The following is a 16225-nucleotide window of genomic DNA, read 5'->3' as shown; positions in this document are numbered from 1 at the left end:
TGTTAAGACGGATGAGCCGGGGAAAAACTGAAGGAAATTTGCGAAAGATTCGCAAAAAACCGGAAGGGGGATTACAGCTGCACGAATCGGCTGGCGAGGGTGAGGCGTCCGGCGCTGTCCTTGCGCAGTTCCACCGGCAGCACCTTGGGCAGGGAGTCCACCAGCGCCTGCAGGTCATCGGTGCGGTAGATGCCGCCGATGCGCATGGCGGCGGCCTCGGCGTCCTCGAGACGCACCGGTTGTTTCAGGTAGCGGTTGATCAGCGGGAGGGCGGTCTGCAGGGTGAGGTCGTCGAGCACCAGCTTGCCTTCGATCCAGGCAATCGCGCCGGCCGGCGCGACCTGGGCCAGTTCGATGCGCTCGCTGCCGCGCAGGTAGCGCGCCTGCATGCCGGGGGTGAGCTGGGCGCTGTTGCCGTCGATGTCGTCCGGCGGGCTGACCACCACCGAGCCTTCGAGCAGGGTGACCAGCATCTGGTGGGTGTCGGTCCAGACATTGAAGCGCGTGCCGGTGACCCGCACGCTGCCGTTGTCGGTGTGCACGGAGAAGGGTTGCAGCGTGTCGTGGGCGACCTGGAAGTACGCCTCGCCGCCGCTCTTGAGCCAGGCGCTGCGGCGGTCGCGGAAGTCGGCGAAGATCAGTTGCGAGCCGCTGTTGAGTTCCACCTTCGAGCCGTCCGCCAACTGCACTTCGCGCGGTGCGGGTTGCGCCGCGTAGTAGCCGACGTGCGACGGCAGCCAGCCGGTGGACCAGCCCGCCGACCAGACCGCTCCCAGCGCCACCAGGACGCTGGCGGCGACCGCCGCGATTCGCCGTGCGCGGCGCGGGCGATGCGCGCGGGGGCGATTCGAGGGGGCCGCCAGTGGCGCAGCGGCGACGGGCTGTCCGGGCGGCAGCAACTCGGACAGGTGCCAGATCTCCAGCATCGCCTGGTACTCCTCCGCGTGGCGCGGGTCGGCCGCGAGCCACTGGGCGAACGCTTCCTGTTCGGCATCGCTGCAGTCGGCGTCGTGCAGGCGAGCGCACCAGTGCGCGGCCTCGGCGCTGATGCGGTCGTCGTCGGTCGGGGCGGGGGAGGCGGTCATCAGGGTTCCTGGTGTGGGCCGGAGCAGGCCCTTTATCACACTTTCTTTTCGAGTTGATGCGAGTGATTATAAGTAAGCCTGACTCGGACTGTCAGCAGGCGCCAGCAGCCTCGACTGTTTTCATGGGATGCCCGACGGGGTGGAGAGCGCGTTGATCCGTTACTACCAGGAACTGGTCCTGTACCTGAGTCGCACCCTTGGCGACCGCCAGGCGGCCGCCGATGTCACCCAGGAAACCTTCCTGCGCCTGCTCGACCGCAAGACCGGCGAGCGTATCGAACAACCCCGCGCTTTTCTCTACCGCACCGCGACCAACCTGAGCATCGACCTGCACCGCCGGACCCGCGTCCGCCGCGCCGAGGAGCTCGAGACCCTCGATCGCGAGGGCGTCCTGGACGAACGCTGCCCGCAGGAGGAGGCCAGCCGGCAACAGCAGCTGCGGCTGTTGCAGCGTGCCCTGGACGAGCTCTCCGAGCCGTGCCGGCAGGCCTTCCTGCTGCGCAAGGTCGAGGGCTGCAGCCACCTCGAGATCGCCGAGCGCATGGGGATTTCCCGCGACATGGTGGAAAAGCACATCGTCAACGCGATGAAGCACTGCCGCGTACGCCTGAAAGCCTGGGGTGGGCAGAGCTGAGCATTCGCCGGGCGCAGGGTTCGCGAGCGGGCTCGCTCCTACAGGCCAGCTCCGGTGGGCTCTTCGTAGGAGCGAGCTCGCTCGCGAATCCGAATCGACCCTGAGCGCGGCACGGCCAGGATCAATCGGCACATGGCACCCTGCGCCCAGCGGATGTCTCCGGCTGCGGCCAGGTATTTATGGGTCTTATTGAGAATCATTCTAAATTTCACCGAGTCTGTCTCGTCTCTCCAGATAACGCGCTATCGACAGCGCAAATCATGGGCGACACGCAGGATCGAGTGCCGGCTGCCAATCGGCGGGCGCTCCTGGCAGGGCAGAACAGTAAGCCGCCGGCTGCCGCGTCGTCATGCCCCACGGCCATCGCGACACAGGACATTGGCACCATGACCCAGATGATCACCCCGACCTACGACGTGCTCGGTATCGGTTTCGGCCCCTCCAACCTGGCGCTGGCAATCGCCCTCCAGGAGCAGGCGCGCCGCGAGGGGCGCCACTACCACGCGCTGTTCCTCGACAAGCAGGCCGACTACCGCTGGCACGGCAACACCCTGGTGGCGCAGAGCGAGCTGCAGATCTCCTTCCTCAAGGACCTGGTGACCCTGCGCAACCCCACCAGCCCCTACAGCTTCGTCAACTACCTGCATGCGATGGGGCGGCTGATCGATTTCACCAATCTGGGCACCTTCTACCCGTGCCGCCTGGAGTACAACGACTACCTGCGCTGGGTCAGCGAGCAGTTCGCCGAGCAGCGCGTCTGCGGCGAGACGGTCAACCGCGTGGAACCGGTGCAGGGCCCGGACGGCATCGAGCTGGTCAAGGTGATCTCCAGCGACGCCCGTGGCCACGAGCGCTTCCGCCTGGCGCGCAGCGTGGTGGTGAGCACCGGCGGCACGCCGCGCTTCCCGTCGGCCTTCAGCCACCTGCGCGACGACCCGCGCGTGTTCCACCATGCCCGCTATCTCGAATGCATGGCCCGGCAGCGCTGCAACCAGAACGAGCCGATGCGCATCGCGGTGATTGGCGGCGGCCAGAGCGCGGCCGAAGCCTTCATCGACCTGAACGACAGCTTCCCCTCGGTGCAGGTCGACATGGTTCTGCGCGCGGCGGTGCTCAAGCCCGCCGACGACAGCCCCTTCGTCAACGAAATCTTCGCCCCGCGCTACACCGACCTGGTGTTCAACGAGCCCCAGGCCGAGCGCGAGAAGCTGATCCAGGAGTTCCACAACACCAACTACTCGGTGGTGGACCTGGACCTGATCGAGCGCATCTACGGCATCTTCTATCGCCAGAAAGTGGCCGGCGTGGATCGCCATGCCTTCCTCTGCCGCCGCAATGTAGAGGCGGCCAGGGCCGACGCCGACGGGATCGAACTGACCCTGCGCGACAGCGCCACCGGCGCGGTGGAAACCCATCGCTACGACGCGGTGATACTCGCCACCGGCTACGAGCGCAAATCGCACCGCGAACTGCTCGCACCGCTGCAGGACTACCTGGGCGACTTCGAAGTGGGCCGCGACTACCGCGTACTGGCGGACGAGCGCCTGCACGCCGGCATCTACCTGCAGGGCTTCACCCAGGACAGCCACGGCCTGAGCGACACGCTGCTGTCGGTGTTGCCGATCCGCGCCCAGGAAATCGCCGCGTCGATGTTCGAGCACCTGCCGCCGCACGAAACGGCACATAAGCCGACGCGCCCGCTGACTGCGGAAAGCGCCTGATCCACGGGGCCCGGAAATAGTTTTCGGGCCGACTAAATTTCCGTCGACCCTGCTCGTCATACGGGCGGGGTCTTTGCATTCACGAAAGGGTACCCACCATGACGCCCGATTTTTCCCTGCCGCTGCCCGATGGCCGCAAACTCACCGCCGATCACGGCACCCAAAGCCTGGCCCTGCTGCTGGACGGCCAGCCGCTGCTCAGCGTGCAACGCGAAGGCGAGTGCTGGCAACTGAGTTCCGCGCCGACTGTGGAAGCGCTGTGGGCGCTGGCTTACTGGACCTTCGCTGGCGATGCGCAGAGCGAGCGCGTGCAGTTCGCCGCCACCCAGGTTCCGCTCGAGGCATTCGAACAAGGCCTGGTGAGCCGCGATGAAGTCGGCGGGCGCCTGCAGATCGAGCGTGCCGCCTTCTGGCAACTGGGAACCGCCTGGCACAAGGGCGTGGCCAGCGCCAACTACCCGCAGGTCTACCGCATGAGTGGCGGTCGCCGCCATCCGCTGCGTGCGCCCAAGCCGCAGGGCGAGGTCTATCGTCGCTTCGACGCCCGGCTGGGCCAGTGGATTTCCCTGCGCACCCTGGATATCGAGCTGGACCTGGAGCGCTTCAACCGCTGGCAGAACAGCCCGCGCGTGCTGGAGTTCTGGCAGGAAGGCGGCACCCGGGAACAGCACCGCGCCTACCTGGAAAAAGCCGCCGCCGACCCACACACCACTACCCTGATCGGCTGCATCGACGACGAACCCTTCGCCTACTACGAAGCCTACTGGGCCAAGGAAGACCGCATCGCGCCGTTCTACGAGGTGGGCGATTACGACCGCGGCATCCACATGCTGGTGGGCGAGGACAGCCATCGCGGGCCACACAAGGTGGAAAGCTGGATGACCGCGCTGGTGCACTACCTGCTGCTGGACGACCCGCGCACCCAGCGCATCGTCGCCGAGCCGCGCGCCGACAACGCCAGGATGATCGGCCACATGCAGCGCCTGGGCTTCTGGCGCGAGAAGGACTTCGACTTCCCGCACAAGCGCGCGGCGCTGATGGTGCAGAGCCGGGAAACCTTCTTCGAGCGTTGCGGCCTGTGCTGACGGTGGTTCTCCGTGGTGTCGAGGGCTGCCGGTGATCGGAGCCCTCGCACCGTTGTATTTCGGCGAGTTCGCCAGCTACCGCGAGGTGCTGGTGACCCGCGACGATCCCCGGCTTTCGATCCCGGCGCGCGCCTTGCTGGAGAGGGAGATGCTCGACCGCGCGCTGCGCCGCTTCGACCCGCCCCACGCCGAGGGCGACCGCCGCGCACTGGCTTCGCAGTGGTCCAAGTGGTACCTGGTACGGATCATTCCGCCGGTGGTGGCCGCCGCGCTGGTGCTGGGCCGCACCTTGCCGCTGGCATTCGATGAGGTGGAGGTCGTGCTGGACGAGCAGGGTATTCCCGAGGCGTTCAAGCTGCCGGGAGAGGGCGGACCGTTCGCCGTGCCGCCGGTTGATCCCTTCGAGCGCTTCGCACACCTGCTGGAGGACCACCTGCAACCCTTCATCCAGACCCTCGCCGCCGAGGCGCGCCTGTCGCCCAGGGTGCTCTGGAGCAACGCCGGCAACTACTTCGAATGGTTCATCGGCGAGATGGCCAAGCTGCCGCCGCTGGTCCCGATGCTCGCTCATGGCCGCGAACTGCTGGCGACCGAGCGCCGCCCCGATGGCGCGCGCAACCCGTTGTACAAGCCGGTCCGGTATGTCGAGGTGTCCTGCGAGCAGCGGGCGAATGGACTGTGGCGGCAGCGGCGGACCTGCTGCATTCGCTATCGGTTGGGCGCCATCGGACATTGCGACAACTGCCCGCTGGTCGACGCGCCGCCGCCGGAAGCGAGTGACCTGTAGCGCGTTGCGCTCGGAATTTCGAGAAAGGAGCGAGCTTGCTCGCGAACCTCCGCCGCCCGTGCCCAAGCAGGCCCGCGCCTGCGGAAAAGCCGATGCCGGATGAATCCCCAGGCCATGAAAAAGCCCCGCACTGGGCGGGGCTTCTCGATCCGTCGTTGCGGATCAGTTGCCGGCGGCGGCAGCGGCGGTCATGTCCGATACGCTCTCGCCACGGTGCTGGCTGAACTGCGGCGCCAGGGAGCCGGCGATCATGCCGATGGCGCTGAAGATCAGGCCGACCAGTTGCGGCGGCCAGAAGTCGCCTTCCTGGTAGCCCAGCTCCAGCGATACCCAACTGATCAGGCCGCAGGCGATGGCGGTCAGGGCGCCCTGGGTGGTGGCGCGCTTCCAGAACAGGCCGAAGAACAGCGGCACCACGGCGGCGACCAGGGTCACCTTGTAGGCGTTGCCGACCATCTCGTAGATGCTGGCGTTGGACAGCAGCGCGAACAGGCAGGTGGCGATGGCGCAGCCGACCACGGTCAGGCGCATGGCCAGAAGGAATTGCTTGTCGCTCATGTCCGGCAGGAAGCGCTTGAGAATGTTCTCGGTGAAGGTCACCGACGGCGCCAGCAGGGTGCCGGAAGCGGTCGACATGATCGCCGACAGCAGCGCGCCGAAGAACATGACCTGGGCGAACAGCGGGGTGCGCTCCAGGATCAGATGCGGCAGGATCATCTGCGAGTCTTCGGCAAGCCAGTGCTTGACCATTTCCGGATCGATCATCGTTGCGGCATAGGTCAGGAAGATCGGCAGCATGCAGAAGCTCAGGTAGAAGCAGGCACCGGCCATGGACGCACGGGCGGCAATGTTCTCGGTCTTGGCCGACATCACCCGGGCGTAGACGTCCTGCTGCGGAATCGAACCGAACATCATGGTCACCGCGGCGCCAATGAAGGCGACGATATCCTTGGGCTCGAAGCTGTGCATGAAGCTGAACTTGCCTTCGCTGGCGGCGTGACTGATCACTTTGGCAGGTCCGCCGGCCATGTCGCCGATCAGCCAGGTCAGATACACCAGCCCGGCGACGATGATGAGCATCTGCATGAAATCAGTCAGCGCGACCGACCACATGCCGCCGAACAAGGTATAGAGCAGCACGATGACGGTGCCGATCAACATTCCCTGGGTGGTGGTGATGGCGCCATCGGACAGTACGTTGAAGACCACGCCCAGCGCGGTGAGCTGCGCAGCGATCCAGCCCAGGTAGGAGGCGATGATCACCAGGCTGGTGATCATTTCGACGTTCGGACCGAAGCGTTGCTTGAAGAAGTCGCCGATGGTCAGGAGGTTCATGCGATACAGCGGACGCGCAAAGACCAGGCCTACCAGCATCAGGCAACCGAAGGAGCCAAACGGGTCTTCGATGATCCCGGCAAAGCCCTCTTCGATGAAGGTCGCGGGAATTCCCAGCACGGCTTCGGAGCCGAACCAGGTAGCGAACACCATCGCTGCGACCAAGGGGAAGGACATGCTGCGGCCGCCGGCCGCGAAGTCCTTGGAGTTTTTCACGCGAGTGGACGCGTAGAAACCGACACCCACCGTGATCAGCAGGTAACCCGCTACAAACCAGATCAGCATTCTTTCGTTCCGTTGGCTCGCCGGGAACCGGGCTGCCGGGGACGAACCCGGGCAGAGGTGCCGCGACTGACAAATTGTTTTTGTTGGGTTGCGCGGCAGTGGTTATCCGTAGCACCAGGCAGAGGGAGCCGGAGAAGCGTAACCAATTGCGACAACGGGCCGCAGTCTGCCAAATGCGTCAAATATGTCAAACACTTAAAGCGTGTATGAGTAAAAAAAATTACATCTCCGGACGGGTGGCGCTCTTAAAGTTTTGATTTGATTGGATGCTAACGATTCGAGATGGGCTTCTAGTCGTTTATTTTTTACGAGTACTGTTTGATAAGAAGAACATTCGTCAGGGTGTTGGATTCCGAGTCCAGGGAGTTTCCAACGGGCGCTCATGCTCGATCGACTCGACCTCGCACTCTGGCGCCGCCGCCGTGCGCGGTCTTCCGTGCGTTCGTCGCGCCAGTGAGCTGTGCCTTGATGCAGAGCGGTTTGGATTCGCGGCCATGACGATTAGAATTGCCGCTCTTTTGTTCAAGGATGCAGTCATGAGCCTCTACCAGCCCGGCATTCTCGCCACCCCGGTTCCCGCCCACGCCCGTCACCTGTTCTTCGACCTGACGTCGCTGCAGGAACTGCCGGCCGCCCTGGATCGCCTGGCGCGGTTCGCCGATGGCCAGGCGGCGGTCGTCGGCTTCGGCGAGTCGCTGGTGCGCGCGCTGGGCCGTGGCATCGAGGGGCTGCGCGAGTTCCCGGCCATCGCCGGCGTGGGCGTGGACAACCCGTCCACCCCGCACGCGCTGTGGGTCTGGCTGCGTGGCGAGGCGCGCGGCGATCTGCTGCTGCGCACCCAGCAGTTGCAGGCGCTGTTGGCGCCGGCACTGGAGCTGGCCTCGCTGACCGAAGCCTTCCGCCACGGCGACGGCCATGACCTGACCGGCTACGAGGACGGCACCGAGAATCCGCGGGACGCCGCCGCCATCGCCGCCGCCATCGTCGACAACGGCGTGGCCGGCCTGGCCGGCGGCAGCTTCGCCGCCATCCAGCAGTGGCGCCACCAGTTGCAGGACTTCGCCGCGCTGCCGCAGGCCGAGCGCGACGACATCATGGGGCGTCGCCTGAGCGACAACGAGGAACTGGACGACGCGCCGGAGTCCGCCCACGTCAAGCGCACCGCCCAGGAAAGCTTCGATCCCGAGGCCTTCATCGTGCGCCGCTCCATGCCCTGGAGCCACGATGAGGATGCCGGTCTGATGTTCCTCGCCTTCGGTTGCACCCTCGATGCCTTCGAGGTGCAACTGCGCCGCATGAGTGGTCTGGAAGACGGTATCACCGACGCCCTGTACCGCTTCAGCCGGCCGTTGACCGGTGGCTACTACTGGTGCCCGCCGCGCAAGGATGGGTTGCTGGATATGAGCGTGCTGCTGGGCTGAGCCGGCGTTGCATGCCGAAAGCCCCGCCATTGAGCGGGGCTTTTTCGTGGTGCTGGTGTGTTGGTTCGTGGGCGTGCCGTTCGGGTTCGCGAGCAAGCTCGCTCCTACAGGTAACACCGGACCGCTCTTTCTCTTTGTAGGAGCGAGCTTGCTCGCGAACCCCGGCGCACACAAAACCACGCAATGGCCCCCCGATCTTCCGCCGAATTGGCTGTTGGCCCTCATCGCCTCCGGGCGTAGCGTGGACCCACGTTCCCACTGCCCAAGGTAGCCACCATGCCCGTATCCAACGCCCTGAAACTCCTGCTCGCCGGTCTGGGACTGGCCCTGAGCCTGCCGACCTTCGCTCATGACGAAGCGGGCAACCGCGAACGGATCGCCGTGCAGCAGGAGCAGAAACTGCCCGACGCCCCCGGCAAGAAAGGCCTGATGATCACCGTCGCCTATGCGCCGGGGCAGGCGTCCGGCGCCCACGTGCACAGCGGCTCGGTGTTCGCCTATGTGCTCGAAGGCGCGGTGGTCTCGCAGCTCGAAGGGCAGGAGCCGGTGACCTACCACGCCGGACAATCCTGGTACGAAGCACCCAATACACCTCACCTGGTGTCGCGCAACGCCAGCACTCAGCAACCGGCCAAGCTGCTGGTGTGGATGCTGCTGGACGAAGACGCACCGGTGCTGACGCCGCTGAAGAAGTGATGTGCAAAAAAAGACCCGCCAATTGGCGGGTCAGAGGGGAGGTGAGGCGGGATCAGATGTGCAGCGCGTGGCCCAGCGCCCGCAGCGCCGCTTCCTGAACCGCTTCGCCGAGGGTCGGATGGGCGTGGATGGTGCCGGCGATGTCTTCCAGGCAGGCGCCCATTTCCAGCGACTGCACGAAGGCCGTGGACAGCTCCGAGACCGCCTTGCCCACGGCCTGCCAGCCGAGGATCAGGTGGTTGTCCTTGCGCGCCACGACGCGGACGAAGCCGTCGCTGGACTCCAGGGTCATGGCGCGGCCGTTGGCGGCGAACGGGAAGTTCGCCGTCAGTACCTCATGGCCGGCGGCTTTCGCCTGCTCCGGCGAGAGGCCGACCACCACCACCTCGGGATCGGTGAAACACACCGCCGGGATCGCCGTGGGGGTAAAGGCGCGGCGCTTGCCGGCGATGATCTCGGCGACCATCTCGCCCTGGGCCATCGCGCGGTGGGCCAGCATGGGTTCGCCGGCGATGTCGCCGATGGCCCAGACATTGCGCATGGAGGTGCGGCATTGCTCGTCGATCTTCACGGCGCGGCCGTTCATGTCCAGGCACAGGCTTTCCAGGTTCCAGCCCGTGGCATTGGGGTGGCGGCCGACGGCGACCAGTACCTGGTCGGTCTCGATCACCCGTTGCGAGCCCGTAGCGTCCTGCACGCGCAAACCTTTGCCATCGGGCTCCAGGCCCATGACGCTGTGGCCCAGGTACAGCTCGATGCCCAGCTTGCGCAGGGCGTTGGTCACCGGCTTGGTCAGCTCCTCGTCATAGGTGGGCAGGATGCGCGGCTGCGCTTCCACCACCGTGACCTCGACGCCCAGCTTGCGGTAGGCGGTGCCCAGTTCCAGGCCGATGTAGCCGCCGCCGACCACCGCCAGGCGCCTGGGCAGCGCCTTGGGCGCCAGGGCCTCGGTGGAGGAGATCACATTGCCGCCGAGTGGCAGGAACGGCAGCTCCACGGACTTCGAGCCCGCCGCCAGCAGCAGGTGCTCGGTATGGATGTGCTGCGTGCCGCCGTCGGCGAGATCGACGTCCACGGTCTTGCCGTCGACCACTTTCGCCCAGCCGTTCACCACGGTGACGCCGTGCTTCTTCAGCAGCGCGGCGACGCCGGTGGTCAGGCGGTCGACGATGCCGTCCTTCCATTCCACGGTGCGCTGGATGTCGATGCCCGGCGCCTGCACGCTGATGCCCAGCGGAGACTTGCCGGTGAACTCGCGGGCCTTGAGGTATTCCTCGGCGGCGTGGATCAGCGCCTTGGAGGGGATGCAGCCGATGTTCAGGCAGGTGCCGCCCAGGGCGGCGCCTTCCACCAGGACGGTGCGCACGCCCAGCTGGCCGGCGCGGATCGCCGCGATGTAGCCGCCGGGACCGCCGCCGATCACCAGCAGGGTGGTTTCCAGAGTCTGGTTCTGTTTCACGTCTGTGCTCCGGCTATCAATCGATGAACAGGGTGGCGGGATGTTCGAGCAGGGCGCGCACGGCCTGGATGAAGGCCGCCGCGTCCATGCCGTCGACCACCCGGTGATCGAAGGACGAAGACAGGTTCATCATCTTGCGCACCACGATCTGCCCGTTGACCACCATCGGCCGCTCGACCATGCGGTTGACGCCGACGATGGCGACTTCCGGCAGGTTGATCACCGGTGTGCTGACGATGCCGCCCAGGGCGCCGAGGCTGCTCAGGGTGATGGTCGAGCCGGACAGTTCCTCGCGGCTGGCCTTGCCGTGGCGCGCGGCCTCGGCCAGGCGCGCCACTTCCGCGGCGTTGCCCCACAGGTCGCGGGACTCGGCGTTGCGCAGCACCGGCACCATCAGGCCGTTGTCGCTCTGGGTGGCGACGCCCAGGTGTACCGCACCGTAGCGGGTGATCACGTCGGCTTCGTCGTCATAGCGCGCGTTGAGCTGCGGGAAGTCGCGCAGGGCGACGACCAGGGCGCGGGCGATGAAGGGCAGCAGGGTCAGCTTGCCGCGCGCCGCGCTGTGCCTGGCGTTGAGGTGGACGCGCAGGGCTTCCAGGTCAGTGACGTCGATTTCCTCGACGTAGCTGAAGTGCGGGATGCGCCGCTTGGCTTCGGCCATCTTCTGCGCGATCTTGCGGCGCAGGCCGATCACCGGGATCTGGTGCTCGTCGTGGCGCGCGGCGTAGCCGGAGGCGATGGTCGCGCCGCCATGCTCCAGGTAGTGCTCCAGGTCTTCGCGCAGGATGCGTCCGGCCGGGCCGCTGCCCTGGACGAACTGCAATTCCACGCCCAGGTCGCGGGCACGCTGGCGCACCGCCGGCGAGGCCAGCGGCTTTTCGCCCGGTGCGCGGCGCGGTGCCGGCGACGGAGCAGGGCGCGCGGCCGGGGCGACCGGCTTGCTGTCGACGCGCGGTGCCAGCTTGGGTGCCTCGGCGACAGGAGCCGGTTTGGCTTCCGCCTTGACGGGTGCTTCGACCTCCGCCTTGGGCTGAGCGGCTTCACGGTGGTTGCCGTGGCCTTCCACTTCCAGGCGGATCAGCTCGCCGCCCACGGCCATCACCTGGCCCGGCACGCCGCCCAGGGCGAGGATCTTCCCGGCCACCGGCGAGGGGATTTCCACGGTGGCCTTGTCGGTCATGACCTCGGCCAGCAGTTGGTCTTCCTGGACCTCATCGCCGACCTGGACATGCCACTCCACCAGCTCGACTTCGGCGATACCTTCGCCGATGTCCGGCATCTTGATGACGTGAGTGCCCATTCAGACCTCCATCGCGCGCTTGAAGGCCGCGCCGACGCGCGCGGGCCCGGGGAAGTAGTCCCATTCCTGGGCGTGCGGGTAGGGGGTGTCCCAGCCGGTCACGCGCACGATGGGCGATTCGAGGTGGTGGAAGCAGTTCTCCTGGACCAGCGACATCAGCTCGGCGCCATAGCCGCAGGTGCGGGTGGCCTCGTGGACGATGACGCAGCGGCCGGTCTTCTTCACCGACTCTACGATGGTGTCCAGATCCAGCGGCCAGAGGCTGCGCAGGTCGATGATCTCGGCATCGACGCCGGTTTCCTCTGCGGCGGTCTGCGCCACGTAGACGGTGGTGCCGTAGGTCAGCACGGTCAGTTCGGAGCCGGGGCGGGCGATGACGGCCTTGTCCAGCGGCACGCTGTAGTAACCCTCCGGCACCTGGCTGGCCGGGTGCTTGGACCAGGGCGTCACCGGGCGGTCGTGGTGGCCGTCGAACGGGCCGTTATACAGGCGCTTGGGTTCGAGGAAGATCACCGGGTCGTCGTTCTCGATGCAGGCGATCAGCAGACCCTTGGCGTCGTACGGGTTGGACGGCATGACGGTGCGCAGGCCGCAGACCTGGGTGAACATCGCCTCCGGGCTCTGGCTGTGCGTCTGGCCGCCGTAGATGCCGCCGCCGCAGGGCATGCGCACCACCATCGGCACGACGAAGTCGCCCACCGAGCGGTAGCGGATGCGCGCGGCCTCCGACACCAGTTGGTCGGTGGCCGGGTAGACGTAGTCGGCGAACTGGATTTCCACCACCGGGCGCAGGCCGTAGGCGCACATGCCGACGGCGGCGCCGATGATGCCGCTCTCGGAGATCGGCGCATCGAACACCCGCGAGGTGCCGTATTTCTTCTGCAGGCCTTCGGTGCAGCGGAATACGCCGCCGAAGTAGCCCACGTCCTGGCCGAACACCACCACGTTGTCGTCGCGTTCGAGCATCACGTCCATCGCCGAGCGCAGCGCCTGGATCATGGTCATGCTGGTGACCGCCTGGGCGTTCTCGTGTTGCGGATTCATGGCATTCATACCCCGAGCTCCTGGCGCTGCCGGCGCAGGTGTTCCGGCAGGTCCTTGTAGACGTCGTCGAACAGGTTGGCGGCGCTGAACACGTGGCCGTCCACCAGCGAGCCGTGGCGCTCGGCCTGTTTCTGCGCGGCGATCACTTCGGCTTCCAGTTCCTTCTGCAGCGCGTCCTGCTGCTCCTCGGACCAGATGCCGAGGCCGATCAGGTGCTGCTTGAGGCGGGCGATCGGGTCGCCCAGGGGGAAGCTGGTCCAGTCGTCGGCGGGGCGGTACTTGGACGGATCGTCCGAGGTGGAGTGCGGGCCCGCGCGGTAGGTGACCCATTCGATCAGGCTCGGCCCAAAGCCACGGCGGGCGCGCTCGGCGGCCCATTGCGAGGCGGCGTAGACGGCGAGGAAGTCGTTGCCGTCCACCCGCAGCGAGGCGATGCCGCAGCCCACGCCACGGTTGGCGAAGGTGGTGCCTTCACCGCCGGCGATGGCCTGGAAGGTGGAGATAGCCCACTGGTTGTTGACCACGTTGAGGATCACCGGAGCGCGGTAGACGTGGGCGAAGGTGAGGGCGGTGTGGAAGTCCGATTCGGCGGTGGCGCCGTCGCCGATCCAGGCCGAGGCGATCTTGGTATCGCCCTTGATCGCCGAGGCCATGCCCCAGCCGACGGCCTGGATGAACTGGGTGGCGAGGTTGCCGGAGATGGAGAAGAAACCGTATTCGCGGCTGGAATACATGATCGGCAGCTGACGGCCCTTGAGCGGGTCGGCCTCGTTGGAGAGCAACTGGCAGATCATGTCCTTCAACGGGTAGTCGCGGGTGATCAGGATGCCTTGCTGGCGATAGGTCGGGAAGCACATGTCGCCATCCTGCAGCGCCATCGTGTGGGCGGTGGCGATGGCTTCCTCGCCCAGGCACTGCATGTAGAAGGACATTTTCTTCTGGCGCTGGGCGGTGAGCATGCGCGCGTCGAAGATGCGCGTCTTGAGCATGGCGCGCATGCCGCGCAGCAGCTGCTCGTGGCTCAGGTCCGGGGCCCAGGGGCCGAGGGCGTTGCCTTCGTCGTCGAGCACACGCACCAGGCTGAAGGCCAGGTCGGTGGTCTGCGCGGGTTCGACGTCGACGGCGGGCTTGCGCACCTCGCCGGCGGGCGAGAGGTGCAGGTAGGAGAAGTCAGTCTTGCAGCCCGGGCGTCCGGTGGGTTCGGGGACGTGCAGGCGGAGCGGAGCGTAGTCGGTCATGGCGGGTCTCCAGGTGTGATCGTTGGGTGTGGATCAGCAGACGGAAGACGCCAGGCCTGGCGGATGCACCCGGCCGGGTCGGGCTACGGTGCGGGGGCCGCGCGGGGTCGCGCAGCGGGTGGTGACATCACTCATGGTGAGGTCCTCGGTTGTTGTAGTTGTGGTTTCAGTATAGGTGTGACCGATTGGTTTTTTGCTCCAAATTGACTAGCTCCGAAGTTACGGATTAGTGTGTTTGAACTATAAAAACAACCGTCCGTAGTACGAGGAAAAATGGCTGACCTGGACCGCACCGACCTGAAAATCCTCCGCGCCCTGGCCGACGATGGCCGGCTCTCCTGGCGCGATCTCGCGCAGAACATCGGCCTGTCGCTGACCCCGACCTTGCGCCGGGTGCGCCGCCTGGAGGAAGAGCAGTACATCCAGGGTTACTTTGCGCGCCTCGACGAGGAGCGCCTGTCCGGCGGCATGAGCGTGTTCGTCTCGGTGTCCCTGGAAAAACAGACCGGCGACTACCTCGCGCGGTTCGAGGAACGCATCGTCCAGGCGCCGCAGGTGATGAGCTGCTTCCAGATGACCGGCGATGCCGACTACATGCTGCGGGTGGTGGTGAAGGACCTGTCGGCGTACCAGCTGTTCCTGACCAACACGCTGACGCAGATTCCCGGTGTGGCGGGGATCAAGTCGGCGTTCGCGTTGAAGTCGGTGATGCTGCGCTCGGCGCCACCGATCTAGCCGGAAGCTCTGGCGCGGGGGCGCAGATTTAGCGCACAAGGTCCGCTTGTACGGGAGCGCACCCGCATCTACCTGTGGGAGCGGACCTTGTCCGCGAATCCAACCGGGGCCCTCCGGCTGGATTGTAGGAGCGAGCTTGCTCGCGAACCGATCTGTCCGCAGTGGTTGGAAGTCATCGCGGACAGCGTCCGCTTGTACGCTCGCGCGAAATGGGTGCCGGTTCTTGCAGGAGCGGATTTATCCGCGATCGGGTGGGCGCCACGCTCGGCGGCGGGTTCGCGAGCAAGCTCGCTCCTACGAAAAGCGCACCCGATCAGCCTTCGCGGCGAAACTGCTCGCGATACTGCGTTGGCGTCACACCCAGTCGCTGCACGAACACCCGTCGCATCCGCGCCGCGCTGCCGAAGCCACAGCGCCAGGCGATCACCTTCAATGCCAGGTCGCTGCCCTCCAGCAAGCCGCGCGCGGCGTCGAGGCGGGCGCGCTGGACGAACTCGGCCGGTGTCACGCCGGCTTCGCGCACGAAGGTACGGGCGAAGCTGCGTGGGCTCATGGTCACTTTGGCGGCCAGTTGCGGCACGCCCAGTGGCTGGTCGAGATGTTCCTGCACATGGCGCTGGATGCGCGCCACCGGCGAGCGCTCGTCCACGGGAGCCCGGAGGAAAGGACTGAACTGCGACTGCCCGCCTTGCCGCTGCGCCACCACCAGCAGGCGCTTGGCGACCGACAGCGCCACCGCCGCGCCGTGATCTTCCGCCACCAGCGCCAGGGCCAGATCGATGCCGGCGGTGACGCCCGCCGAGGTCACCAGCGCGCCGTCGCGCACGTGGATGCGGTCCGGCTCCACCCGTGCTTGCGGGAACAGCTCCGCCAGCCGTCGCGCATCGTTCCAGTGGGTGGTCACGCGCTTGCCATCCAGCAGCCCCGCGTGGCCGAGGAGAAAGGCCCCGGTACAGATCGAACCGTAGCGCGGCACCTGGGCGCAGGCCGCGCGTAGCCAGTCGAGCAGTTCGGCGCCGGGCGTTTCGTCGGGCAGCGCCGGCCCGCCGGGCACCAGGAGGATGTCGGCGGCGGCCAGGCCCTGGGCGAGGCTGAGGTCGGCGCCCAGCAACTGGCCGTTGGAGGCACGCAAGGGCAGGGGCGGCGCGGCCAGGGTTATCACCTGGTAGCCCTGGCCAGGCGCGACGAAGGCGTTGGCCTCGGCGAACACGTCCAGCGGCCCGGAAACGTCCAGCGCCTGCACGCCGGGAAACAGCAGCATGGCTACGCGCTTCATGGTGCCTCCGATCCGATCGATGGCACTCATTCTTGCGGGGGATCGCCCTGGCTGCAAATTCAACGAGAGTGTGAATTCTGCCAATCAGCCGACAACGAACGTCACAGTCGTGCCGCGCCACGCT

14 protein-coding genes are annotated in these 16225 nt (G+C 66.5%); 7 read left to right on the top strand and 7 right to left on the bottom strand.

What is annotated here, in order from left to right:
- Window positions 1–71 precede the first annotated feature (71 nt).
- Window positions 72–1085, bottom strand: coding sequence for a FecR family protein (locus H681_RS13060; RefSeq protein WP_015477340.1), 1014 nt, complete (start codon window positions 1083–1085; stop codon window positions 72–74).
- A gap of 151 nt (window positions 1086–1236) precedes the next feature.
- On the opposite strand from H681_RS13060, the gene H681_RS13055 reads away from it, so the two are divergent.
- The 4 genes from H681_RS13055 to fhuF all read left to right on the top strand — a co-directional run bounded on the left by H681_RS13055 (window position 1237) and on the right by fhuF (window position 5312).
- Entirely contained in the window at window positions 1237–1719 is a 483-nt protein-coding gene (locus H681_RS13055; protein WP_015477339.1) for a sigma-70 family RNA polymerase sigma factor, read from the top strand.
- Between the two features lie 386 nt (window positions 1720–2105).
- Window positions 2106–3440, top strand: coding sequence for a lysine N(6)-hydroxylase/L-ornithine N(5)-oxygenase family protein (locus H681_RS13050; RefSeq protein WP_015477338.1), 1335 nt, complete (start codon window positions 2106–2108; stop codon window positions 3438–3440).
- Between the two features lie 98 nt (window positions 3441–3538).
- Complete coding sequence (locus tag H681_RS13045) at window positions 3539–4525, top strand: GNAT family N-acetyltransferase (protein ID WP_015477337.1); 987 nt, start codon at window positions 3539–3541, stop codon at window positions 4523–4525.
- Between the two features lie 31 nt (window positions 4526–4556).
- Window positions 4557–5312, top strand: coding sequence for a siderophore-iron reductase FhuF (fhuF, locus tag H681_RS13040; protein ID WP_041711983.1), 756 nt, complete (start codon window positions 4557–4559; stop codon window positions 5310–5312).
- A gap of 162 nt (window positions 5313–5474) precedes the next feature.
- Here fhuF and H681_RS13035 read toward each other — a convergent pair whose 3' ends face one another.
- On the bottom strand, window positions 5475–6932 hold the full coding sequence (locus H681_RS13035; RefSeq protein ID WP_015477335.1) for a sodium:solute symporter family protein: 1458 nt from the start codon (window positions 6930–6932) through the stop codon (window positions 5475–5477).
- A gap of 536 nt (window positions 6933–7468) precedes the next feature.
- On the opposite strand from H681_RS13035, the gene H681_RS13030 reads away from it, so the two are divergent.
- Both H681_RS13030 and H681_RS13025 read left to right on the top strand, forming a co-directional pair.
- Window positions 7469–8353 carry a Dyp-type peroxidase gene (locus tag H681_RS13030; RefSeq protein WP_015477334.1) on the top strand — a complete coding sequence of 295 codons (885 nt, stop codon included), beginning with the start codon at window positions 7469–7471 and terminating at the stop codon, window positions 8351–8353.
- A 276-nt stretch (window positions 8354–8629) separates the two neighbouring features.
- Window positions 8630–9049: a cupin domain-containing protein gene (locus H681_RS13025; RefSeq protein ID WP_015477333.1), complete on the top strand. Its 420-nt coding sequence runs from the start codon at window positions 8630–8632 to the stop codon at window positions 9047–9049.
- A 52-nt stretch (window positions 9050–9101) separates the two neighbouring features.
- On the opposite strand, the gene lpdA is transcribed toward H681_RS13025, so the two are convergent.
- Genes lpdA through H681_RS13005 form a run of 4 tightly spaced genes read right to left on the bottom strand, consistent with a single transcriptional unit; the run spans window position 9102 to window position 14090 of the window.
- Window positions 9102–10508 carry a dihydrolipoyl dehydrogenase gene (lpdA, locus tag H681_RS13020; RefSeq protein ID WP_015477332.1) on the bottom strand — a complete coding sequence of 469 codons (1407 nt, stop codon included), beginning with the start codon at window positions 10506–10508 and terminating at the stop codon, window positions 9102–9104.
- A 16-nt stretch (window positions 10509–10524) separates the two neighbouring features.
- The gene (locus H681_RS13015; RefSeq protein ID WP_015477331.1) at window positions 10525–11808 is read right to left on the bottom strand and encodes a dihydrolipoamide acetyltransferase family protein; all 1284 of its coding nucleotides are present in this window, start codon (window positions 11806–11808) and stop codon (window positions 10525–10527) included.
- A complete protein-coding gene (locus H681_RS13010; protein WP_041711981.1) occupies window positions 11809–12861 on the bottom strand; it encodes an alpha-ketoacid dehydrogenase subunit beta in 1053 nt (350 codons plus the stop codon).
- Complete coding sequence (locus H681_RS13005; protein ID WP_015477329.1) at window positions 12858–14090, bottom strand: 3-methyl-2-oxobutanoate dehydrogenase (2-methylpropanoyl-transferring) subunit alpha; 1233 nt, start codon at window positions 14088–14090, stop codon at window positions 12858–12860. Before H681_RS13005 ends, H681_RS13010 begins: the two co-directional genes overlap by 4 nt.
- A gap of 273 nt (window positions 14091–14363) precedes the next feature.
- Here H681_RS13005 and H681_RS13000 point away from each other — a divergent pair, with 273 nt between their 5' ends.
- A complete protein-coding gene (locus H681_RS13000; protein WP_015477328.1) occupies window positions 14364–14825 on the top strand; it encodes an Lrp/AsnC family transcriptional regulator in 462 nt (153 codons plus the stop codon).
- Between the two features lie 313 nt (window positions 14826–15138).
- Here the strand turns inward: H681_RS13000 and H681_RS12995 are convergent, their stop codons facing one another.
- Window positions 15139–16101: a GlxA family transcriptional regulator gene (locus tag H681_RS12995; protein ID WP_015477327.1), complete on the bottom strand. Its 963-nt coding sequence runs from the start codon at window positions 16099–16101 to the stop codon at window positions 15139–15141.
- Window positions 16102–16225: the final 124 nt, after the last annotated feature.

It is taken from the genome of Pseudomonas sp. ATCC 13867, assembly GCF_000349845.1.
In the GTDB taxonomy this organism is placed as follows: domain Bacteria; phylum Pseudomonadota; class Gammaproteobacteria; order Pseudomonadales; family Pseudomonadaceae; genus Pseudomonas.
The sequence above is the reverse complement of the archived record's forward strand: the minus strand, read 5'-3'. Positions and strand labels throughout refer to the sequence as shown.